Source organism: Acidisoma sp. PAMC 29798, assembly GCF_030252425.1.
GTDB classification, from domain to species: Bacteria; Pseudomonadota; Alphaproteobacteria; order Acetobacterales; family Acetobacteraceae; genus Acidisoma; species Acidisoma cladoniae.
On record NZ_CP126994.1, the window covers coordinates 4,014,326 to 4,031,663 of the forward strand.

At 62.3% G+C, this 17,338-nt stretch carries 21 protein-coding genes and 3 pseudogenes; 13 read left to right on the forward strand and 11 right to left on the reverse strand.

Features of this window, described 5'->3' with window-relative positions:
• Nucleotides 1-13: 13 nt before the first annotated feature.
• Complete coding sequence (locus QP803_RS19250) at nucleotides 14-1,063, reverse strand: polysaccharide deacetylase family protein (protein WP_284945089.1); 1,050 nt, start codon at nucleotides 1,061-1,063, stop codon at nucleotides 14-16.
• A gap of 27 nt (nucleotides 1,064-1,090) precedes the next feature.
• On the opposite strand from QP803_RS19250, the gene QP803_RS19255 reads away from it, so the two are divergent.
• The 4 genes and pseudogenes from QP803_RS19255 to QP803_RS24070 form a co-directional block, all read left to right on the forward strand.
• Nucleotides 1,091-2,056 (forward strand): LysR family transcriptional regulator, encoded by a 966-nt coding sequence (locus tag QP803_RS19255; RefSeq protein WP_284945090.1) that lies wholly within the window; start codon nucleotides 1,091-1,093, stop codon nucleotides 2,054-2,056.
• 144 nt (nucleotides 2,057-2,200) lie between these two features.
• A complete protein-coding gene (locus QP803_RS19260) occupies nucleotides 2,201-2,359 on the forward strand; it encodes a Tn3 family transposase (RefSeq protein ID WP_284945091.1) in 159 nt (52 codons plus the stop codon).
• 290 nt (nucleotides 2,360-2,649) lie between these two features.
• A protein-coding gene (locus tag QP803_RS19265) for an IS5 family transposase (protein ID WP_284944469.1) occupies nucleotides 2,650-3,404 on the forward strand; the annotation gives its coding sequence in 2 pieces (ribosomal slippage) (nucleotides 2,650-2,983 and nucleotides 2,983-3,404; 756 coding nt in all).
• A 35-nt stretch (nucleotides 3,405-3,439) separates the two neighbouring features.
• Nucleotides 3,440-3,706 (forward strand): annotated as a pseudogene (locus QP803_RS24070) (hypothetical protein); the annotation flags it as partial.
• Here the strand turns inward: QP803_RS24070 and QP803_RS19270 are convergent.
• Together QP803_RS19270 and QP803_RS19275 are read right to left on the reverse strand one after the other, a co-directional pair.
• Nucleotides 3,589-3,900 carry a helix-turn-helix domain-containing transcriptional regulator gene (locus QP803_RS19270; protein ID WP_284945092.1) on the reverse strand — a complete coding sequence of 104 codons (312 nt, stop codon included), beginning with the start codon at nucleotides 3,898-3,900 and terminating at the stop codon, nucleotides 3,589-3,591. The pseudogene QP803_RS24070 and the gene QP803_RS19270 sit on opposite strands and share 118 nt — an antisense overlap.
• A gap of 13 nt (nucleotides 3,901-3,913) precedes the next feature.
• The gene (locus tag QP803_RS19275) at nucleotides 3,914-4,237 is read right to left on the reverse strand and encodes a type II toxin-antitoxin system RelE/ParE family toxin (protein ID WP_284945093.1); all 324 of its coding nucleotides are present in this window, start codon (nucleotides 4,235-4,237) and stop codon (nucleotides 3,914-3,916) included.
• Nucleotides 4,238-4,762: 525 nt separating this feature from the next.
• On the opposite strand from QP803_RS19275, the gene tnpA reads away from it, so the two are divergent.
• Together tnpA and tnpB (QP803_RS19285) are read left to right on the forward strand one after the other, a co-directional pair.
• Nucleotides 4,763-5,113, forward strand: a complete 351-nt coding sequence (gene tnpA, locus QP803_RS19280) for an IS66-like element accessory protein TnpA (RefSeq protein WP_284945094.1) — start codon at nucleotides 4,763-4,765, stop codon at nucleotides 5,111-5,113.
• Entirely contained in the window at nucleotides 5,110-5,457 is a 348-nt protein-coding gene (tnpB, locus tag QP803_RS19285) for an IS66 family insertion sequence element accessory protein TnpB (RefSeq protein ID WP_284945095.1), read from the forward strand. Before tnpA ends, tnpB (QP803_RS19285) begins: the two co-directional genes overlap by 4 nt.
• Nucleotides 5,458-5,590: 133 nt before the next feature.
• Here tnpB (QP803_RS19285) and tnpC read toward each other — a convergent pair whose 3' ends face one another.
• From tnpC to QP803_RS19300, 3 genes are all read right to left on the reverse strand, one after another.
• A complete protein-coding gene (gene tnpC, locus QP803_RS19290; RefSeq protein WP_284944418.1) occupies nucleotides 5,591-7,186 on the reverse strand; it encodes an IS66 family transposase in 1,596 nt (531 codons plus the stop codon).
• Between the two features lie 65 nt (nucleotides 7,187-7,251).
• Nucleotides 7,252-7,605: an IS66 family insertion sequence element accessory protein TnpB gene (gene tnpB / locus QP803_RS19295; protein WP_284944419.1), complete on the reverse strand. Its 354-nt coding sequence runs from the start codon at nucleotides 7,603-7,605 to the stop codon at nucleotides 7,252-7,254.
• Nucleotides 7,602-8,174, reverse strand: a complete 573-nt coding sequence (locus tag QP803_RS19300; protein WP_284944420.1) for a transposase — start codon at nucleotides 8,172-8,174, stop codon at nucleotides 7,602-7,604. The genes tnpB (QP803_RS19295) and QP803_RS19300 overlap by 4 nt, the downstream gene beginning before the upstream one ends.
• A gap of 69 nt (nucleotides 8,175-8,243) precedes the next feature.
• On the opposite strand from QP803_RS19300, the pseudogene QP803_RS19305 reads away from it, so the two are divergent.
• Nucleotides 8,244-9,225: pseudogene (locus tag QP803_RS19305) on the forward strand (IS66 family transposase); the annotation flags it as partial.
• 51 nt (nucleotides 9,226-9,276) lie between these two features.
• Here the strand turns inward: QP803_RS19305 and QP803_RS19310 are convergent.
• Nucleotides 9,277-10,242, reverse strand: a complete 966-nt coding sequence (locus QP803_RS19310; RefSeq protein ID WP_284945096.1) for an IS5 family transposase — start codon at nucleotides 10,240-10,242, stop codon at nucleotides 9,277-9,279.
• A gap of 212 nt (nucleotides 10,243-10,454) precedes the next feature.
• Entirely contained in the window at nucleotides 10,455-11,288 is an 834-nt protein-coding gene (locus QP803_RS19315) for a carbohydrate ABC transporter permease (protein ID WP_284947966.1), read from the reverse strand.
• A gap of 178 nt (nucleotides 11,289-11,466) precedes the next feature.
• Here QP803_RS19315 and QP803_RS19320 point away from each other — a divergent pair, with 178 nt between their 5' ends.
• A complete protein-coding gene (locus QP803_RS19320) occupies nucleotides 11,467-12,318 on the forward strand; it encodes a hypothetical protein (RefSeq protein WP_284945097.1) in 852 nt (283 codons plus the stop codon).
• A gap of 139 nt (nucleotides 12,319-12,457) precedes the next feature.
• Here the strand turns inward: QP803_RS19320 and QP803_RS19325 are convergent.
• Nucleotides 12,458-12,679: pseudogene (locus QP803_RS19325) on the reverse strand (transposase); the annotation flags it as partial.
• Nucleotides 12,680-13,044: 365 nt separating this feature from the next.
• On the opposite strand from QP803_RS19325, the gene QP803_RS19330 reads away from it, so the two are divergent.
• The gene (locus QP803_RS19330; RefSeq protein WP_284945098.1) at nucleotides 13,045-13,221 is read left to right on the forward strand and encodes a hypothetical protein; all 177 of its coding nucleotides are present in this window, start codon (nucleotides 13,045-13,047) and stop codon (nucleotides 13,219-13,221) included.
• Between the two features lie 28 nt (nucleotides 13,222-13,249).
• Here QP803_RS19330 and QP803_RS19335 read toward each other — a convergent pair whose 3' ends face one another.
• A complete protein-coding gene (locus tag QP803_RS19335) occupies nucleotides 13,250-13,768 on the reverse strand; it encodes a Tn3 family transposase (RefSeq protein WP_284945099.1) in 519 nt (172 codons plus the stop codon).
• Between the two features lie 123 nt (nucleotides 13,769-13,891).
• On the opposite strand from QP803_RS19335, the gene QP803_RS19340 reads away from it, so the two are divergent.
• From QP803_RS19340 to QP803_RS19350, 3 genes are all read left to right on the forward strand, one after another.
• The gene (locus QP803_RS19340; protein ID WP_284945100.1) at nucleotides 13,892-14,662 is read left to right on the forward strand and encodes an IS6 family transposase; all 771 of its coding nucleotides are present in this window, start codon (nucleotides 13,892-13,894) and stop codon (nucleotides 14,660-14,662) included.
• A gap of 130 nt (nucleotides 14,663-14,792) precedes the next feature.
• On the forward strand, nucleotides 14,793-15,398 hold the full coding sequence (locus QP803_RS19345; RefSeq protein WP_284945101.1) for a DUF7256 domain-containing protein: 606 nt from the start codon (nucleotides 14,793-14,795) through the stop codon (nucleotides 15,396-15,398).
• A complete protein-coding gene (locus QP803_RS19350) occupies nucleotides 15,364-16,095 on the forward strand; it encodes a hypothetical protein (protein ID WP_284945102.1) in 732 nt (243 codons plus the stop codon). Before QP803_RS19345 ends, QP803_RS19350 begins: the two co-directional genes overlap by 35 nt.
• Nucleotides 16,096-16,358: 263 nt before the next feature.
• On the opposite strand, the gene QP803_RS19355 is transcribed toward QP803_RS19350, so the two are convergent.
• Nucleotides 16,359-17,057, reverse strand: a complete 699-nt coding sequence (locus tag QP803_RS19355; RefSeq protein ID WP_284945103.1) for an IS6 family transposase — start codon at nucleotides 17,055-17,057, stop codon at nucleotides 16,359-16,361.
• Nucleotides 17,058-17,079: 22 nt separating this feature from the next.
• Here QP803_RS19355 and QP803_RS19360 point away from each other — a divergent pair, with 22 nt between their 5' ends.
• A complete protein-coding gene (locus QP803_RS19360) occupies nucleotides 17,080-17,319 on the forward strand; it encodes a hypothetical protein (RefSeq protein ID WP_284945104.1) in 240 nt (79 codons plus the stop codon).
• Nucleotides 17,320-17,338 lie beyond the last annotated feature (19 nt).

Sequence of the window (17,338 nt, forward strand, 5' to 3'; positions counted from 1 at the left end):
GTGGTCCCCCGTATTAGGCAGTGGGACCCGGCAGGCCGGTGACATCCGGCGCGCCCCGCTGCAACACGGGCGTGGTGTCGCGGTGGGCCAGGGCATAGCGGGCGATCTCATCCTTGCGGGCAAACCACACGCCGGGCTTGCTCTTGGCGTAGGTCAGGAAGCGGTCCAGCACCCTCACCCGTCCGGCATGTCCTGAAATGCGGTCGTGCAGACTGATCACCATCATGCGCCGGCGATTGGCCCCCTCCTCGTAGAGCTGGTCGAACTCATCACGCAGGGCTTGCTCGTACGCCGCCGGATCCCAGCCTTCAAAGGGAAACGATACGATATCGTTCATGTGGAATGTGTAAGGCACGGTGACGAAGTCGCGCCCACGCACGGGGATGATGAACGGCTCGTCGTGGCTCGGCTCGTCGATGTGGTACAGGAACCCGAGATCCTGTAAAGTCTCCAGGATGTGGATCGAATTTCGCATCCAATAGGCATTCCAGCCGATCGGGGTTTGCCCGGTGATGCGGTGGATGGTCTCCACACTGTCCGCGATGAAACGCTTTTCCTGGTCCTGTGGCAGATCATAGCTGTGCGACCATATCCGGCCGTGGGCTGCGGCTTCATGCCCCCGGCGGACGATTTCCTGCGCCAGGTCGGGGGAGGTTTCGACGGCCTTGCCGATCATGAACGACGACAGCGTGATGCCATGCTTGTCCATCAGGTCGAGAACGCGGGGCACACCCTCGTAATGGCCATAGGCGAAGAACGCGTTGGTCGGCAGGTCAGGCACGCCTTTTTCAATTGGGTCCCGGATCACGCCCCCAGCCCCTGAAATCGGCTGGCCGCCGCCTTCGAACATCAGCGACAGACTGACCGCCAGGCGTGCGCCGTCAGGCCAGAATTGGGTTTGATAAACCATGTCAGTTGTCCTCGTTTGGAGTGGTCCCGCGCCGGCGGTCGCCGGGAAGGCGATCGATGCCATGACCGAACGGCGGCTCAGGAGTGGTGCGATTTGCATCATGAGGCAAGATTGCACTATCGCTGTTGAGATATAATGCGCGGAAAAAGACATGAGTCCTTTCCCATGGGTAGATAATCGATGCTCGATAATCTGATGGAATTGCGGACGTTCCAACGCATCATTGTCCTCGGCAGCCTTTCGTCCGCCGCGCGGGAAATGGGCCTGGGCGTTGCGGTGGTCAGCAAGCGCCTGGCCGCACTGGAACGGCGGACTGCAACCCGGCTGGTCACCCGCACCACGCGGCGGCTCTCACCGACCGAGGAGGGACGCGACTTGCTGAGCGCAATCGACCGGATCTTGGAGGATGTCGCGTCTGCCGAGGCCCGTTTGGCAGGGGGCCTAGAGGAGCCGTTTGGCCTGTTGCGGGTCTCGGCGCCCGTCTCCCTGGGGCGTCGCAACGTCGGTCCCGTGTTGAGCGACCTGGTCACCCGTTATCCGCACTTAGCGCCTGAGTTGCTGCTGTCGGACACCGTTGTCGACATCGTCGATAAGGGTATCGACGTGGCAGTGCGCATTGGAGCGCCTGACGACAGTTCCGCCGTCATGCGAAAGCTCGCCGATAGCCGCCGGGTCTTGGTGGCTTCACCAGCTTTTCTGAATGCCCACGGGCGGCCCACGACACCCGACCAGGTGTCCCGGCTGCCCTGCCTGCGTTACGGCCGGTCCGAGGAGCCATGGGCCGTGTTTGGACCGAACGGGAAGGTGGCCGAGATCGAGACGCGGACACGGTTGCGCACGGATAACGGCGATGCCTTGCATGATTGGACGCTGGCAGGGCATGGCATTGCGCTTAAATCAGCGATCGACGTCACGGTAGACATCCGTGCCGGGCGATTGGAGCGGGTCTTGGATGGCTGGGCCAGCGCCTCGGCACCGATCTACGCCATGTTTCCGTCGGCTCGACATCTTTCGCCAAAGGTACGGGTTTTCGTCGATGCCCTGGCGACCAGCTTTGCGAATAGCGAAGCCATGAGCCGCCCTATTAGTCCGGCGCGCGGCGAGGGCGAGCCCCTACAATCGACATCCACGGCGTTGGGCGTGTGACACCGTCACACCGCAGCTATCGGGTGCCCCTCATGGCAGGGGAGTTCTGGGAACCAACCCACGTGCACGGCAGCTATCTGACCGACGCCGCCCTGAACCTGCCAGACCGGAATCGGCCAAGCCTTGCCATACGGGCCACGCACCTTGGCTAAGCATACGTTTTCGAACATCTTCTCGCCGGTCCTCCTGTATGCCACGCTGCTGGTCGACGGGACCGACCTCGGTCTAGAGCGCATGGTGGACGCGACCCGAGACCTCAGCTACCATCACCTCGTCAACGTGGCGCAGTGGCACGTCAACTAAGACAACTCGCTTCAGGCCGTGCCGTCACCGTTGAGGCGCACCATGGGCACGCCATCTCTGCCATTTGGGGCCACTGCACCGACGCCATCCTGTGATGGCCAATACTTCCGTGCTGGCGGTCGGGCCGGGCCCCGCGGGGACATCAACGCAACATACGGGATCGATCCCGGCGTCGTGCTCCAGACGACCCAGTCCGGCCCGGTGCACACCCGAGTCATCTAGGATCAGGACCTATTAAATTGCTGAGCGAGCGATATGTTGATTCAATGGTGGCATCGGGAGGTGCCACCATGAGTGATCTGATCTGGTTGTCCGGGGCGCAGATGCGTCGGATAGAGCCACATTTTCCGCAATCGCATGGCGTGCCGCGGGTCGATGACCGACGCGTGATCAGCGGCATAATGTTCGTGATTCGCAATGGCCTACGCTGGCGCGACGCTCAGAAGGACTATGGCCCTCACAAGACAATCTATAACCGGTTCATCCGCTGGAGCCGCCTCGGCGTCTTCAACCGCATCTTCGCGGCGCTGGCGGCCAAGGGCGGCAAGCCTGATCGGCTGATGATCGATGCCACCCATCTGAAGGCGCATCGGACGGCTGCCAGCCTTTTAAAAAAGGGCCTGTTCCCCGACGTATCGGGCGCACCAAAGGCGGCCTGAACTCGAAACTCCACGCTGTCTGCGACGGCCAAGGACGGCAGCTGGTCATGCTGCTCAGCGAAGGCCAAATGAGCGACTATAAGGGCGCGGCGCTCATGATTGACGCGCTCCCCAAGGCCAAAGCCTTATTGGCCGATAGAGGTTACGATGCCGACTGGTTCCGCCAAGCCCTGACAACACGCGGGATCACGCCGTGCATCCCGTCCAAAGCCAACCGCAAAATCCCGATCCCGCACGACCGAACCCTCTATCGTCAGCGTCATCGTATCGAGAACATGTTCGGCAGGCTCAAGGATTGGCGGCGCATCCACACTCGCTACGATCGCTGCGCCCACACCTTCATGTCGGCGATCTGCATCGCCGCCGCCGTTATCTTCTGCCTCTGATCAATGAGTCCTGAGCCTAGTTAACGTCCAGTGAGGCGCTCTACGTGCTGGATGGCCTGCATCCGCAGGCGCATCGGACTAGCCTGCGCATTGCCGAGCACCATACCGACACAGCCGGCGCTACCGACCGACCTTTCCGAGCGAGAAAGCTACGGGGACAACCAAATTGCGCCCTGCGACTGCATCAGACGTGTGGCACTGGCTGGGTAATGGGCTGCACCGCCAACCGTAGGCCCATCGTGCGCAGGAGCGCATTCAGGCTACGCAGCTCCGGGTTCCCCTTCTCGGAGAGCGTGCGGTAAAGCTGGGTCGGGTTAAGCTCAGCCGACTTGGCCACTCCTGGGATGCCGCCGAACGCCTTGGTCATTTGGCGCAGCGTCACCAGCAGTTCACCTTGGTCGCCATCCGCAAAGATCGCGTCAAGGGTCGCTGCGGCCATCGCCGGGTCGTTGTGAAATAGCTCGGCCATGGCATCGTCGTGGCTACGGTCCTTCATCAGCGTTACTCCTTCAATCAGCTCGGTTTTGCCAGTCGCGCCAATAGGCGCAGGCACGGGTGATGTCGGGGGCCTGCGTCCGCTTGGCGCCGCCGCACAGAAGCAGCATCACCGTCTTGCCCGATTGAGCATAATAGACGCGGTAGCCTGGACCGACATCAATCCGCAGTTCATAGACCCCATCGCGCAGCGGCTTGCAGTCACCGAAATTGCCCTGTTCCAAGCGGTTAAGACGGCGAATGATCGCAGCCTTGCCCTGTATGTCGCGGAGCTTGCGCAGCCAGTCGGCGAGCAAATCCTTGCCGTCTGGGGTGAGGTAGTGCCGGATCTCAAACACGCGCAATATTCGTTTATAAACGAATTCATGTCAAGCTTGGCTAAGCGCAGGAAGGCGACCCGCCGCTTCGAGGATAGGCGCGACCACGGCCAAGAAGGTAGGACCTGGGTCGTGTCACGCATCTTGCCGATCAGACCGATACCAAGGGCCACCATCAGGAATACCGTTACCTTGGCGGCCTGGACCAGCCCTTGAGCCAGCGCCACCACGACGGGCAAGGCGATCGCATCCTCCGCTTCCGCTAGGTCCGGACCTGATGAGGATTTCAAAGGTGCTATCGCCTTGGCGTCGTCCCGTGCGTGGGAAGTCGATGGCGATGTGCAGCCGATCGGGGAGGGGCAGCCCGAGCTGGGCAAAGGCGGGTTATAGGCGGCCTGCGACATCGTTGAGCCAGTTTTTGCGGTGGAGTGCTGGGTTTAGGGTATCCCTCCGCCGAGAGCGCCTAGTCGGGCGATAGCATCCTACTGCAGGATCCCGACCGTTTAAGGTTTGGGGGTTGCCGGGATAGTGTCCACTAGCGAGATAATGAACACTAAGAAGAATGTCCGGCGGAAAATTTGGCCGGAGGCGTTGAAGCGCGAGATCGTGGCAGCGGGGTCGGTGCCGGGCGTGTCGGTTTCGGTGATTGGCCGGCAGTATAACGTAAACACCAATCTGGTCTTCACCTGGCGGCGGCAGTTCACTCTCCCCGCTCACACGACAGACGCGGGTTTTCTGCCGCTTGTTGTGCAGCCGGAAGCGGCGCCCAGTGTCGCGCCGTCGCACGTGGCTGACGCGATCGAGATAGAGCTGCCGCGCGGCTACCGGCTGCGCGTCGGTAGCACAACAAAAGCCAGCGCCTTGCGACTTGTCTTTGATGTGCTGGAGCGGCGATGATCGCCTTCCCTGCCAGCGTGCGGGTCTGGCTGGCGGTTGGGCGCCCCGACATGCGGCGCGGCATGAACGGCCTGGCGCTGCAGGTGCAACAGGCCCTGGGGCGGGATCCGCATGCCGGCGATCTGTATGTCTTTCGAGGCGCGCGCGGCGATCTGGTGAAGATCCTTTGGCACGATGGCGTCGGCATGTCGCTCTATGCCAAGCGGTTGGAGAAGGGCCGCTTCGTGTGGCCAACGCCGACGGACGGCGTGGTGGGGATCTCGGCCTCGCAACTTGCCTACATGCTCGATGGAATTGATTGGCGAAACCCGCGACACACCTTCCGGCCGAGTTGCGCGGGATAATCACGGACCGCCGCATTTTTCGCGAGTCAGCCGACGATATTTATGATTCCATCGGCGACATGGAAGTCTGCTCCGAACGTAAGCGTCGGCCAATGGCCGCGGTCGTAGCGGTTTGATCGGCTTCAGCGTTGGATTATGGTTTCCATCGCCATGGCAGAAGCTCATCGATCCTGTGAATAGGATGGTCGGCGATCCTTCCGATGATATCGGTTAAATAGGCCTGAGGGTTGATGCCGTTCATCTTGGCCGTCTCGACGATCGTGTACATGCAGGCGGCGCGCTGTCCGCCAGCGTCAGAGCCGCAGAACAGGTAATTCTTTCTTCCGAGGACCGGAGGTTTCATGGCGCGTTCAGCGGCGTTATTGCTGATCTCGAGCCTGCCATCCGTGACGTAGCGGGTCAGCGCTTTCCAGCGTGACAGGGTGTAGCGGATTGCCTCGGCGAGAGAGCTCTTGCCGCTGATCCGGAGGAGCTCTGTTTCGAGGAATTGCTTGAGCTGCTCCAACAGTGGCTCGGCGTGTTCTCGCCTTGCGAAGGCGCGCTGGTCGGGCGGCTTTCCGCGGATGTGCCCTTCGACGGCGAACAGAGCCGCGATCCGGTGAAGAGCTTCAAGGGCGATCGGCGACCCCGTTTGATGGTGCACGTCGTAGAAGTGCCGCCGGGCATGGCTCCAGCATGCGACCTCGACCAGCGGGGCGTCACCCAGTGGGGTCGTCGGCTTGTAGAACCGGGTAAATCCGCCGTAGCCGTCGGCATGCAGGAACCCACGATAGGAGCCGAGCAACGCTTCCACATGGACGCCCTTCCGGTCTGCCGAGTAGTGGTAGAATGCCGCGGGCGGCACATCCGATCCCCAGGGCCGCTCGTCCCGCACCGCGACCCAGAGCCGTCCCGTCCTGGTCTTGCCCAGACCCGGCGAGAGCACCGGAACCGTAGTGTCATCGGCATGGACAGCGACGCCCGCACGGACATGACGACCGATGGCTTCGGCAAGAGGCGCCAGCAGGAACAACGCCTGTCCTATCCAGTCGGCGAGTGTCGAGCGGTCCAGTTCCACCCCTTCACGGAGGCTGATCCCCGCCTGGCGGTGCAGTGGGATGTGGTCGCAGTATTTCGACACGACGACATGGGTGATCAGTCCCGGCCCCGGGCGCCCGCGCTCGATCGGCAGCGTGGGCATCGGCGCCTGGACAATCGTCTCGCAAGACCTGCAGCTCAGCTTGGGGCGAAGATGCCGAATGACCTTGAAGCTGGATGGGACGTATTCCAGCACATCACGCTCGTCCTGCCCGATGCGGCTGAACACGGTGCCGCCGCAGCCCGGGCAAACCCCGACTGGGTCGTGGGTGACGATTTCACGGGGTAGATGCTCGGGCAGCGGCTTGCGCACCGGATGTCTGCGCTCGGCGGCACCAGGTCGACCATGCAGGGCCGTGACAGCCGCTCTGGCCCGGGCTTCACTTTCGCCCGCATCCTCTTCGAGGTCGCCGATCAGGAGTTCGAGCTGCTCGATGTCTCGGTCAAGCTTCTCGGAAGACTGTCCGAACCGTGCCCGCCGGAGCTTGGCGAGCTGCATCTTCAGCTTCTCGATATGGAGCGCCTTCGCATGGATTTCTGCCGCGTTGGCAGCGATCTCGACGTCCTTGCGCGCCAATTCCGCCTGCAGGGTTTCAGCAAAAACCCGCAACGCATCTGGATCTGTCGGGAGAGGATCACTCGCCAGGGACATGCCACCATTGTACCGGACCCGGCCACTCGGGTACAGCCTTTTCAGCGCGGCGAAGGCAGTTTCCGCTAAACCGCGACCGGCGTGCGTGGCGCCTCCGGTGCGACCGTCCGGCGCCAGTCAATCGCCTCGATCAGGAGAGCCATCTGGGCGGGCGTCAGAACCATCCCGCCATCGACGATCGGCGGCCAGATGAAGCGGCCGCGTTCCAGCCGCTTGGCAAAGAGGCACAGGCCCGAGCCATCGTAGTAGAGGATCTTCAGGTAGTCGGCTCGCTTGCCGCGGAAGATGAAGACATGGCCCGAGAAGGGATCGACGCCCAGGATCGGTGCCACCTGGGCCGCGAGACCATCGAACCCATAGCGCATGCTGACAGGACGACACGCCAGGTAGACCCGCGTGCCCGCGGCAACCTGGATCACGATAGGCTCCGCAGCACGGCCAGCACGCGGCGGAGCGCCCCATCATCGACGGTCGCATCCACCCGCAGTGTCGTGCCGCCCGCCATGTCGATCTCGATGATGCTCGGTCGCTCATCCCTGTCGCGCCGCGGAACGGCCCCCCGGGGCCGCCGCGAAACCTTGGCAATGTCCATGCCGAGCGTCGATGTGCCGCGGGCCTCGGTAGATGGCTGAACCTTGGGCTTTGGAGGTCCGACAATCCCGAGCGGGATGAAGGTGACCGGCACCTCCACGGGGGCCGCCTCTACGGTGTCCGGCCGCCTGCGCCGCGATGGGACAGAGGATGTCACCATCGTTTGTGCCTTCGCCATCCGGCGCCATCGATAGATGAGGCTGACGTGGATACCGTAGCGATGCGCTAAGTCTGGAGCCCGGACCCCTGGGCCAGATGATTCCGCCACGACCCGTGCGCGAAAGGCCGCGCTATAAGCTGGCCGTCGTTCAGAGACGATCTCGATCCGAGACTCAGAAGTTGCCACAGTGGCTGCCACAGTCGCAGCTTCAGTGGTTGAGATTCTCTCGCTGTCCATACAACAGAAGAGAGCGAAAACCCTTCATTCGGACAAGGCGGCCATCACCGGTCGCTTACCTCCGAACCTCTGCCGGACGACATCGACACACTGCGCGCGGAAGTGGCGGCAGGGCGCGCACGCGCCGCCGCAGACCAGGCGCTGATCGCCCACCAGCAGCTGCAAATCGCCAAGCTGCGGCATGCGCTCTACGGCCATCGCTCCGAACGTACGACCCGGCTGATCGAGCAGATGGAGCTCGGCCTGGAGGAGGCGGAAGCGACAGCGACCGAGGACGAGATTGCCGCCGAGCAGGCGGCGGCATGCACGACAAACGTGGCGGCCTTCGCCCGCAAGCGCCCTTCGCGCCAGCCGTTCCCGAGCACCTGCCGCGCGAGCGCGTGGTCGAGCCCGCACCGGTCAGCTGCCTGTGCTGCGGCAGCGCGCGACTCCGCCGACTTGGCGAGGACGTGACCGAGACGCTGGAGGTGATCCCGCGCAGCTGGAAGGTGATCCAGAATGTGCGGGAGAAATTCACCTGCCGCGACTGCGAAGCGATCAGCCAGCCATCGCCCGCGCCTGGGTCTATGTGCGTGATGACCGGCCGTTTGGCGGCCCGGCACCGCCGGCTGCCGTATTCTACTACTCCCGCGATCGCGGCGGGCAACATCCGCAAGCCCACCTGGCGGGATATGCCGGCATCCTGCAGGCCGACGCTTATGGCGGCTACGGCAAGCTGTACGAAGCCAGCCGAAGTCCCGGCGCGATCTTGGAAGCCGGGTGTTGGGCGCACGCACGCCGCAAGTTCTTCGTGTTGGCCGACGTGGAATCAGCGGCTCGGCGCCGCGCACAGGGAAAGAGCCAAGCGGTGATATCGCCGCTCTGCCTGGAAGCGGTTCAACGCATCGACAAGCTATTCGACATCGAGCGTGACATCAACGGATGCAGTGCTGAACGGCGGCAAAGCGCGCGCGAGGAATTGAGCAAACCTATCGTGGCCGACCTGCACCGCTGGATGATGGACGAGCGCAGAAAGCTATCGAGCGGCAACGACGTTACTAAAGCGATGGACTGTGTTGCATGGATCAGCGAGCGATTGCAGCCCGACCATCTTGTGTTTCCGTTACGGTAGGAGCACGAACTCCGGGCGCCCGAGTTCCAGCATCCGGTTCAGTGCGTTCACGGCGATGGCAACCTCGGTTGCTCGACGCCGATTAGTCCGGGATCGTAGCCCGCCCCCAATGACCCGTTTGAAGCGGCTGATGTCAGCCTCGACCAGGGCTCGCCAGTGATAGCCATAGGCCTTCTGCCAGGCCATGCGGCCGCGCTCGGAAATGACCTGCACGTGGCGGTCGCGCACGGTCGGTGCCGTCTGGGCTGTGTCGCTCGGCACGGCGCTGGATCGTGGTGGGACGATGACGGACGCCTCGGGATGCCGGGCGGCGACTTGGCCATAGACGCCGTCCTGGTCGTAAGCGCCGTCGGCGGTGAACGACGCGACCGAGCCTTCCACCTGATCGAGCAACGCCCCGACCTGCGAGGCATCGTCGATGTCGCTGGTGGTGATCGTCGCCGCCGCGATCTGCCCAGTGTCGGTGTCCACGGCGATGTGCAGCTTGCGCCAGGACCGCCGTGTCTTCGTGCCGTGCTTCTCGAGCAGCCATTCGCCGGAGCCACAGAGCTTCAGCCCCGTACTGTCCACCAGCAGGTGCACGGGACCGTAGCCTAGTCGCGGACGAACCACGTCCAGCGCCTCGGCCCGGCGGCTCAAGGTCGTGTGGTCCGGCACGGCGAGATCGAGACCAAGCAGGGCAATGATGGAGCCGATCAGCCCTTCGGTCTGCCGCAGGGCCAAGCGGAACACCGCTTTCAACGTCAGCGCCGTGGCGATCGCCAGGTCCGAATAGCGCGGCTGGCCACCTCGCGTAGTCCGCGGTTCGGCTTTCCACATCACGATCGCCGCGTCGGTAAACCACACGGTCAGACTGCCTCTTTGCCGCAGGGCCGCATCGTAGGCTGCAGAGTTCGTGGCCCGGTGCTGCTGCTTTGGGATGTGATGGCGACGCTCGGCGTTGGCTTTGAACGGCACGACGACTCACTCCATACACTGACGGAAATAGCCCTACGTCATCCTACCTCAGGCCACCATGTCATGGTCCATGCACCACACTCGCTCGAAGTGACTGGCCTTGAACTCGATCATCACATGCTCGCCGCTGAAACCCTCGCCGGCAAACATGCACCAAGCGGATCGGTCGGCCAAATTTGCGACAGAACCTTCTGAAGCACAAAGTCTTCGTTTTACTTCACCGCACCGAACGTCAGACCGCGCGCGAATTGGCGCTGCGCCAGCCAGCCTATCAGCAACATCGGAGCAGTAGCTATCAGGGAAACGGCGGAGAGTTTCGCCATGGATGAATCGCCAGAGAGAGTTGCCACATAGGCGCTAAGGGGGACTCCTTTAGAAGATGTCATCTGAATACTCCAGAAAGCCTCGTTCCAGCACAGGACGATTGAAACGAGCGCTGCCGAGTAAAGGCCCGGACGGCATAACGGGATTACCATGATGAAGAATTGCTGCCCGACGGTGGCGCCGTCGATACTTGCGCTGTCGAGGATCTCGCGAGGTATATCACGCATGGAGGAATATGCCATGAAGGTCACGATCGGAAGGTTGAGCGATGTGTATATTAAAACTAACCCGAACTGTGTGTCGATTAGCCCAATCGCTTTGAAAATTAGATACATGGGAATAACCATGCCAATGCCTGGCATGAACCGCGTCATTAGCATTCCGAGCAAAACGGGGCTCCTCCCCTTCGTCATATGAAAAGCGAGCGCGTAGGCGGCGGGCACCGCCAGCAAGAAGCACAGAAAGGTCGCCCCGAACGACTCGACGACGCTGTTGAGAAGCGCTCGTGTGACACTGGCGTCCGCAAAGACTGAGGCGATGTTATCGAGAGTCGGTACGAACGGCAGCATCAACGGAAATTGGTTTGCGTCGATAACGTTTTTGAACGCGGTCAGCGCCATGACCAGGATCGGCGACGCCATCGTCAGGGCTACGAACCACGCCAGTCCTGTCACCGCAAACTTTCCGTTGCTTCTCATCGCGGGTGGCTCCGATACGACCATTGCAGCCAACCCGAAAAGCCTATCCGGGAAAGACGAGGAACTAGTTCGGCGAGGTGTTCTGAAATCCGTCACCGACGGACTAAGGTGACATACGGCCACGCTTGACTCCACAGAAAGCATGTGGTCCATATTATGCGACCTTACGCGCTTTCAGCGTCAGGTCGCCGTGAGACCCGCCATGACCGATGCAGCCTCATCTTTCCGCCTGTTAATCTCTCTGCGGAAAATAGACTATTGCGCAAATCTTCAGTTCTGCTGCGACCACTATCGCTCGGTGTCTGAGGTCTGCCGGCGCGTTAAAGTTAATCGGCAGCAATTCAATCGCTACCTGACAGGATCAGCATCTCCCTCGCGTCACAACCACAGGCTAATCAGCACCTTTTTCGGGCTGGAAGAGGATGAACTGTTAGCGCCGCATGGTGTCTTCGTGCAGTCGTTTAAGCTGAGGTCCGACGCGCAGCAGAAATTCGCGCCACCTGTTGGGCTCTTGCAAACGGCGTCCGGCGCCGCCGCCCGGAGCCTTTCGGAGTATCAAGGCTACTACTTCAAGTACTTTTATTCCTATCTTGGCACTCAGCGCATCAAGCGAGAACTGGCGCGGTGGTCCTATCGAGATGATGTGCTCGTCTCCTCCGTTAAGCAGCGCTACTCGGGCGAGGACGAAGAAGGCAAAAGCGCGGTGCGCTTCATCACGTACCGCGGCATCGTCGGCACTCTCGGTGACCGCCTCTTCACAACAGACTTTCAGCGGGGTTCAGCGCGCGAGGTCGCAACGATGATCCTTTATCCCAAGGGGCGGCTGCTCGAGCGGCTGCACGGCATGACGATCGGAGTGAGTCATGGCGCTGCCCGGTCTATAGTTGCTGCACGCGTTGTTATGGACTTTATCGGGACCGAGATCGACATTCGGGCCGCGCTGGGTCGGCTCGGGACTTTTGGCGTCGACGAACCTTCGGTGCCGGACGCAATCAAGCGGTCGATCACAAATAACATGCGGGCCGATGAACCTTTGTTTTTTGCTCGGCCATGAACATTATTTCTGCCAGCTCACCACCGGGTCGCAACCTGCTGGCAGCCGTCGGATCGCCAGCACCATCCTACAGGACACCAAATTGCGGATGCGCGCGTGGTTCCGCGGTATGCATATGCTTGCTCAGGGCAAAAAGTGCTGACAGGTCGGCCACCAGCTTCCGCAGCTTTGCGTTCTCGTTCTCAAGCAGCTTCAGCCGCCGCATCTCCGTCGGCAGCAGCCCATCGTATTTCTTCTTCCAGTTGAAGTAGGTCGCCTGACTGATCCCGGCCTTCCGGCAGATGTCCGTCACAGGAATCCCGTCGGCTCACTGCTTCAGAATGAATGCCTTCTGCGCATCCGAAAACTTCGATGCCTTCATCGTTCTCCGCTCCTCCCAGCCAGGGAAGAATGGCACGGAAAACTCTACCAAAAAACGATCCAGTTTGCAGTGGGCAGATCAGTCGAGGTGAGGGTATGACGATCTGTTAGTCGGGCGAGAAATAGCCCGCGTTGGGTATCCGAAGGGATCACCAGATCGACGCATCAACCCGGCCTATTAATTGTTACGGTAGCGTACTGCACTTGCAAAAGCCCTTCGAGGGATGGAGCATCGAACACTACAAGGCAGACCGCGGCAAGATCGTCGGGCGCAGGGACGCTACCCCGGGAGATGCCACGGACCAGGACGATGACGGAGCGCCAGAGGACAAGCCGAGTACCGATCAAGCCGCCTAGGAGCAGACGATGCGCTCACTGGCCGTCATCGGCATTTGGCTTTTGGCCTGCTGCGTGCCGGCCTATGCAGATAGTGTCGCTGATCTTAATCAGCCGTCGTCGACGGTTCCCGGCTGCGTCAACGACTGGAACCCGCTTGAGCATGTCGCGCGGACTTGCGAGGGCAAGGCCATAGTGCAGAGTTGAGGTCGGTTGAGGATACGTGCAAAAATCCTCACGCGGCGGTCTCAAACGGCAGCGGTTGCGGTTCGCGGGGCGGCGGCAAGTCGCCCATGTCAAGGACGTATTGCCCGAAGCGGCGGAGGTGCTCGCGCGTGTAAGGGCTGAGGCAGCCGACCAGGGCAGGCGTGACGACGTGCCCGTCACCATCCATCGCGGCAAGCGTGGTGGTCATGTCGGCGACGTCGGAGAGCATCACCGCATTGGCGACGAGGCTCGCGTATTTGAGCTGCTTTTCTTGCTCCACGGGATCGCCGCTCTTGATCAAGGGTCCGCCGAACGAGACCCAGTCAAGAAAATCGTTGAAGGCCTCGATCTTGGTGGTTTCGGCGCGGATCGTCCGCCGGATGTCCGTGTCGGCGATGAACCGCAGCAGGAACAGCGTGCGTTCAACGCGGCCGATCTCGCGGAATGCCCGGTAGTGCAAGCTGCGTCGGTTGTAGGTGCCGAGCTTGCGCAGCAGCACGGACGGCCTGACCCGCCCCGCCTGGATCGACAACACCACCTGGAACACATCGCGCGTGCGTGGCTATGAGGTCCCAATCGATCTCGGCCATGAACAGTGCGTCGATATGGCTCTGTTGCAAAGTCAACTTTTGGGTGGCGGGATGGGCGCCGATCAGAAGAGGATGGGGCCATGTCGGACTTCAAGGGACGCCATTTCGAGGGCGAGATCGTGCTCTGGGCGGTCCGTTGGTATTGCCGCTATGGGGTGAGCTACCGCGACCTTGAGCAGATGATGAGCGAGCGCGGCGTCTCGGTCGATCGTTCGACGATCTACCGCTGGGTTCAAAGTTATGCGCCTGAGATCGAAAAGCGGCTGCGCTGGCAGTGGCGGGGGCCGCGTTCGACGAGCTGGCGCGTCGATGAGACCTACGTGAAGGTCCGAGGCGAGTGGAACTACCTCTACCGGGCCGTGGATAAGCATGGGAACACGATCGAATTCTATCTCTCGCCGACGCGCAACACGGCGGCGGCCAAGCGCTTTCTTGGCAAGGCGCTGAACGGCTTGAAGGAGTGGGAGGAGAAGCCTGCCGTCATCAACACCGACAAGGCGCCGACCTACGCCGTGGCGCTGACCGAGCTGAAGAAGGAGGGCAAGTGCCCGAAGAAAACGCTGCACCGACAGGTCAAATACTTGAATAACGTCATCGAAGCTGACCACGGAAAGCTGAAACAACTGATTCGACCGGTCAGAGGGTTCAAGACGCTGAAGACGGCATACGCGACGATCAAGGGCTTCGAGGTGATGCGCGCGCTTCGCAAAGGGCAGGCGTCGGCCTTTAATCTGACGCGCGATATCCGTGGCGAAGCCCGCATTGTCGAGCGCGCCTTCAGTCTTGGCGCCTCTGCGTTGGCCGCGGCCGTCCGGCCCGTCAGCAAGCAGATGGAGATCGAGGTGGCCTGACAGGCAAGCCCCAATCGTGGGACCCTGCGCGTAAAAACACCGGAGTTTGCAACAGAGCCCCGCGTGACACCTGGCAATGCCGTGTTTTAGGGCGTTACACAGGGTGTCAGACCGCCCGAGGATCACCACAATGGATTACGCCGCACTTGCTCGCCTGCGCCCGTTGATGCCGCTGCAGGTGCTGGCTGAGATAGTGGGACCCGCCTGGACTCCGCCGACGGCCGACACGGCTGGGCGGGTGTTCCTGTCCGGCGTGCCGGGGTTTGCCGCCCAGGTCGACGAGGCCGGCCTGCTCGGCCGCGTCAGCTTCTACCGCGACTTCCCGTCCGACCTGGTCGTCGAGGGTCTGCACGCCGGCATGGCGCTGGACGCGGTGCGGCAACTTTACCCTCGCACGGTGGTCAGCGCGGAACAGGCCTCGCCCGGCATCGAAGGCTTCGAGACGGCCTTACCGAACGGCAACGCTCCACATGCGCTTCAAGGACAATCGGCTGCTGGGCTTCGACCTGCTGTGGCCAGGCGCCGTCTATCCCGAGCCGAACACGCAACAGGCCTGGCCGCGCCACGCCAAAGCCTACGACCTCGCCCTGTTGCCGCATCGGGCCGACCGGGGAGCCGCCGGGAACCACGGCTGGTGCCACGGCCTGCCGCCTGGGTTGCGGCCAGAGCAATGGCCGCTGGACTCCAGGACCGGGCAGCCCATGCGCCACGCCTTCACCCTGAAGCTGCCGCCTGATCACCGGGTCAAGGGACCCGACTTGGTCGCGGTCAGCCTGTTCGGCACCGATTGGTGTGGGGACAGCGTCGCGGAGAGCAAGGCGGTCGCGGCGGCCTGGGACGCACCTGCGCCACCTGCAGACCCGGCATTGAGGCCCGTGTGGCTGCACCGCACCGGCCGGCATTCGCACGAATACCGTATGGAGGACATCCTGGGTGAGCCCTACGCCGTCCTATGGCTGACCGAAGCCGAGTTCGCCGGCCGCCTGTGCCATCCGCCGCTCCAGCCCGGGAGCGGCCACCCCGAACAGCCGCCACTGCCGCGCTGGATGCAACTCGGTGCCGCCGCGGCGAGCGGGGTGGCGGAGGCACCGCCCGGTGACCTGGCCCACGACGTTGCGCTGCGCTGGACGCTGCGGGCGCACGATCCAAATGCGGGCCTTGCGCCGCCTGCCGGCTGGAGCGAGTCGACGCATGCTGGCTACCAGTCGATCTGGAGCCGGGATGCTTCTGGCCAAGTCGAACTGGAGTCCTGGGCGCAGGGGCAGGCACCCAACCACATCGGCGGCACCATGCAGCCGGTGCAGGCCCACCCGGAACCCGGCTTCAGCCCGTTCTACGTCGAGTTCGAGGAAGCCATGGGCGGCTTCAACTTCGGCGGCGGCACTGCCCAGCTCGACCTTGATCAGATGCGGCTCGACTGGGCCTGCGGCTGACGAACCGCATCTGGACGCGGTGCCGGAGCCCCAAAGGGCAGGCAAGGCACATACCAACGTTTCAAGACAGCCTCCTGCATGATAAATTGTATTTCACCATGCCCGACGCCCTGTTACCGGCGAGGTCTACAGCAAGCATTAGGTTGCGTGGACAAAGCGCGACTTGGCGATTCCCCCGACGCGGAGAAGTGTGATTATGGGATGGCCGGTTCTGTCAGGTGTCGCGCCGGCATTCTGAAGTTCTACGCGGCACGCACGAGGATCTACGCGTTCTGCATGATGTTGAGCGCAATGGAGGTTGCTTTGGCGAAGCGGGCGCGGCGGAGAGAGGCGGAGACGATCTGGTTGTGACGGCGACGAAGGCGAACAAGATTGCGGAGTTCCCCATGTTCTCGGCAGAAGCGATCGGCAGCCTCGTGGCTTTTGAAGCCCCGCATACATCGGATCCTGCCTTTGATCCCGCGATGGTCCTGTTCAAGGCGATTATTCAGATAGACACTGGTCCGGTGCTGCACGGTCTTGCCCAGCACGATGCGGATCGCTCTCGGGTAGGAGCCATGACCGTCTGTCATAACCAGATCCGGCCGAATGCCCATGGTCGCCCGGGCTGAGCGGAAGAAGGCCTTGGCCGCCTGCATGTCGCGATGCTCGCTCAGCATCGCGTCGATCAAGTTTCCGTCCCGGTCGATTGCCCGGTAGAGGTAGCACCACCGGCCGCGGACCTTCAGATAGGTTTCGTCAACATACCAGCTGACGCCGGCTGCGCGACCGGTCCCGTGACGCCGCTTGCGCAGCGCGTCACCCATGATAGGCAACAGCTTCACCTCCCAGTCGCGGACGGTCTCGTGGCTTATCTCGATCCCGCGCAGCGCCATAATCTCGCTCAGGTCCCGTAGCGTCAGCCGGTAGCGCAGCCGGCAGAACACCACGAAGGCGATGATGTCGCTCGGCAGGCAACTCACGCACCTTTCAGTCTTGGAGCGCGTGAAAGCAGGTGAAGGCCCTGACGACCGGAAGGGTGAGCGGGTGGTGCTGCTGACAACCGAGCCCGACGCGCGGCGACAGCCGCTGATCGATGCGGCCCGAAAGGCCGGAATGTCGGACCTCACGGTGCCAGGCGAGGTTCTTGTCATCGACAAAGTCCCGATGCTTGGATCAGGCAAGCCCGACCTGGCAGCGGCCAAAGCGCGCGCCATGGATGCCGCTCGTGTTAAGGTCGTTTAGGGCGTGACAAGCAACGCAT

What these genes read in the sequence shown, in the direction of transcription:
- QP803_RS19350 (WP_284945102.1), top strand. Translation starts at nt 15,364, where the DNA reads ATGCGCCACGCCTTCACCCTGAAGCTGCCGCCTGATCACCGGGTCAAG.
- tnpC (WP_284944418.1), bottom strand. Translation starts at nt 7,186, where the DNA reads ATGTCCCTGGCGAGTGATCCTCTCCCGACAGATCCAGATGCGTTGCGG.
- QP803_RS19340 (WP_284945100.1), top strand. Translation starts at nt 13,892, where the DNA reads ATGTCGGACTTCAAGGGACGCCATTTCGAGGGCGAGATCGTGCTCTGG.
- tnpB (WP_284945095.1), top strand. Translation starts at nt 5,110, where the DNA reads ATGATCGCCTTCCCTGCCAGCGTGCGGGTCTGGCTGGCGGTTGGGCGC.
- QP803_RS19315 (WP_284947966.1), bottom strand. Translation starts at nt 11,288, where the DNA reads ATGGTCGTATCGGAGCCACCCGCGATGAGAAGCAACGGAAAGTTTGCG.
- QP803_RS19320 (WP_284945097.1), top strand. Translation starts at nt 11,467, where the DNA reads ATGACCGATGCAGCCTCATCTTTCCGCCTGTTAATCTCTCTGCGGAAA.
- QP803_RS19345 (WP_284945101.1), top strand. Translation starts at nt 14,793, where the DNA reads ATGGATTACGCCGCACTTGCTCGCCTGCGCCCGTTGATGCCGCTGCAG.
- tnpA (WP_284945094.1), top strand. Translation starts at nt 4,763, where the DNA reads ATGAACACTAAGAAGAATGTCCGGCGGAAAATTTGGCCGGAGGCGTTG.
- QP803_RS19250 (WP_284945089.1), bottom strand. Translation starts at nt 1,063, where the DNA reads ATGTCTTTTTCCGCGCATTATATCTCAACAGCGATAGTGCAATCTTGC.
- QP803_RS19255 (WP_284945090.1), top strand. Translation starts at nt 1,091, where the DNA reads ATGCTCGATAATCTGATGGAATTGCGGACGTTCCAACGCATCATTGTC.
- QP803_RS19300 (WP_284944420.1), bottom strand. Translation starts at nt 8,174, where the DNA reads ATGGACAGCGAGAGAATCTCAACCACTGAAGCTGCGACTGTGGCAGCC.
- QP803_RS19330 (WP_284945098.1), top strand. Translation starts at nt 13,045, where the DNA reads ATGCGCTCACTGGCCGTCATCGGCATTTGGCTTTTGGCCTGCTGCGTG.
- QP803_RS19270 (WP_284945092.1), bottom strand. Translation starts at nt 3,900, where the DNA reads ATGAAGGACCGTAGCCACGACGATGCCATGGCCGAGCTATTTCACAAC.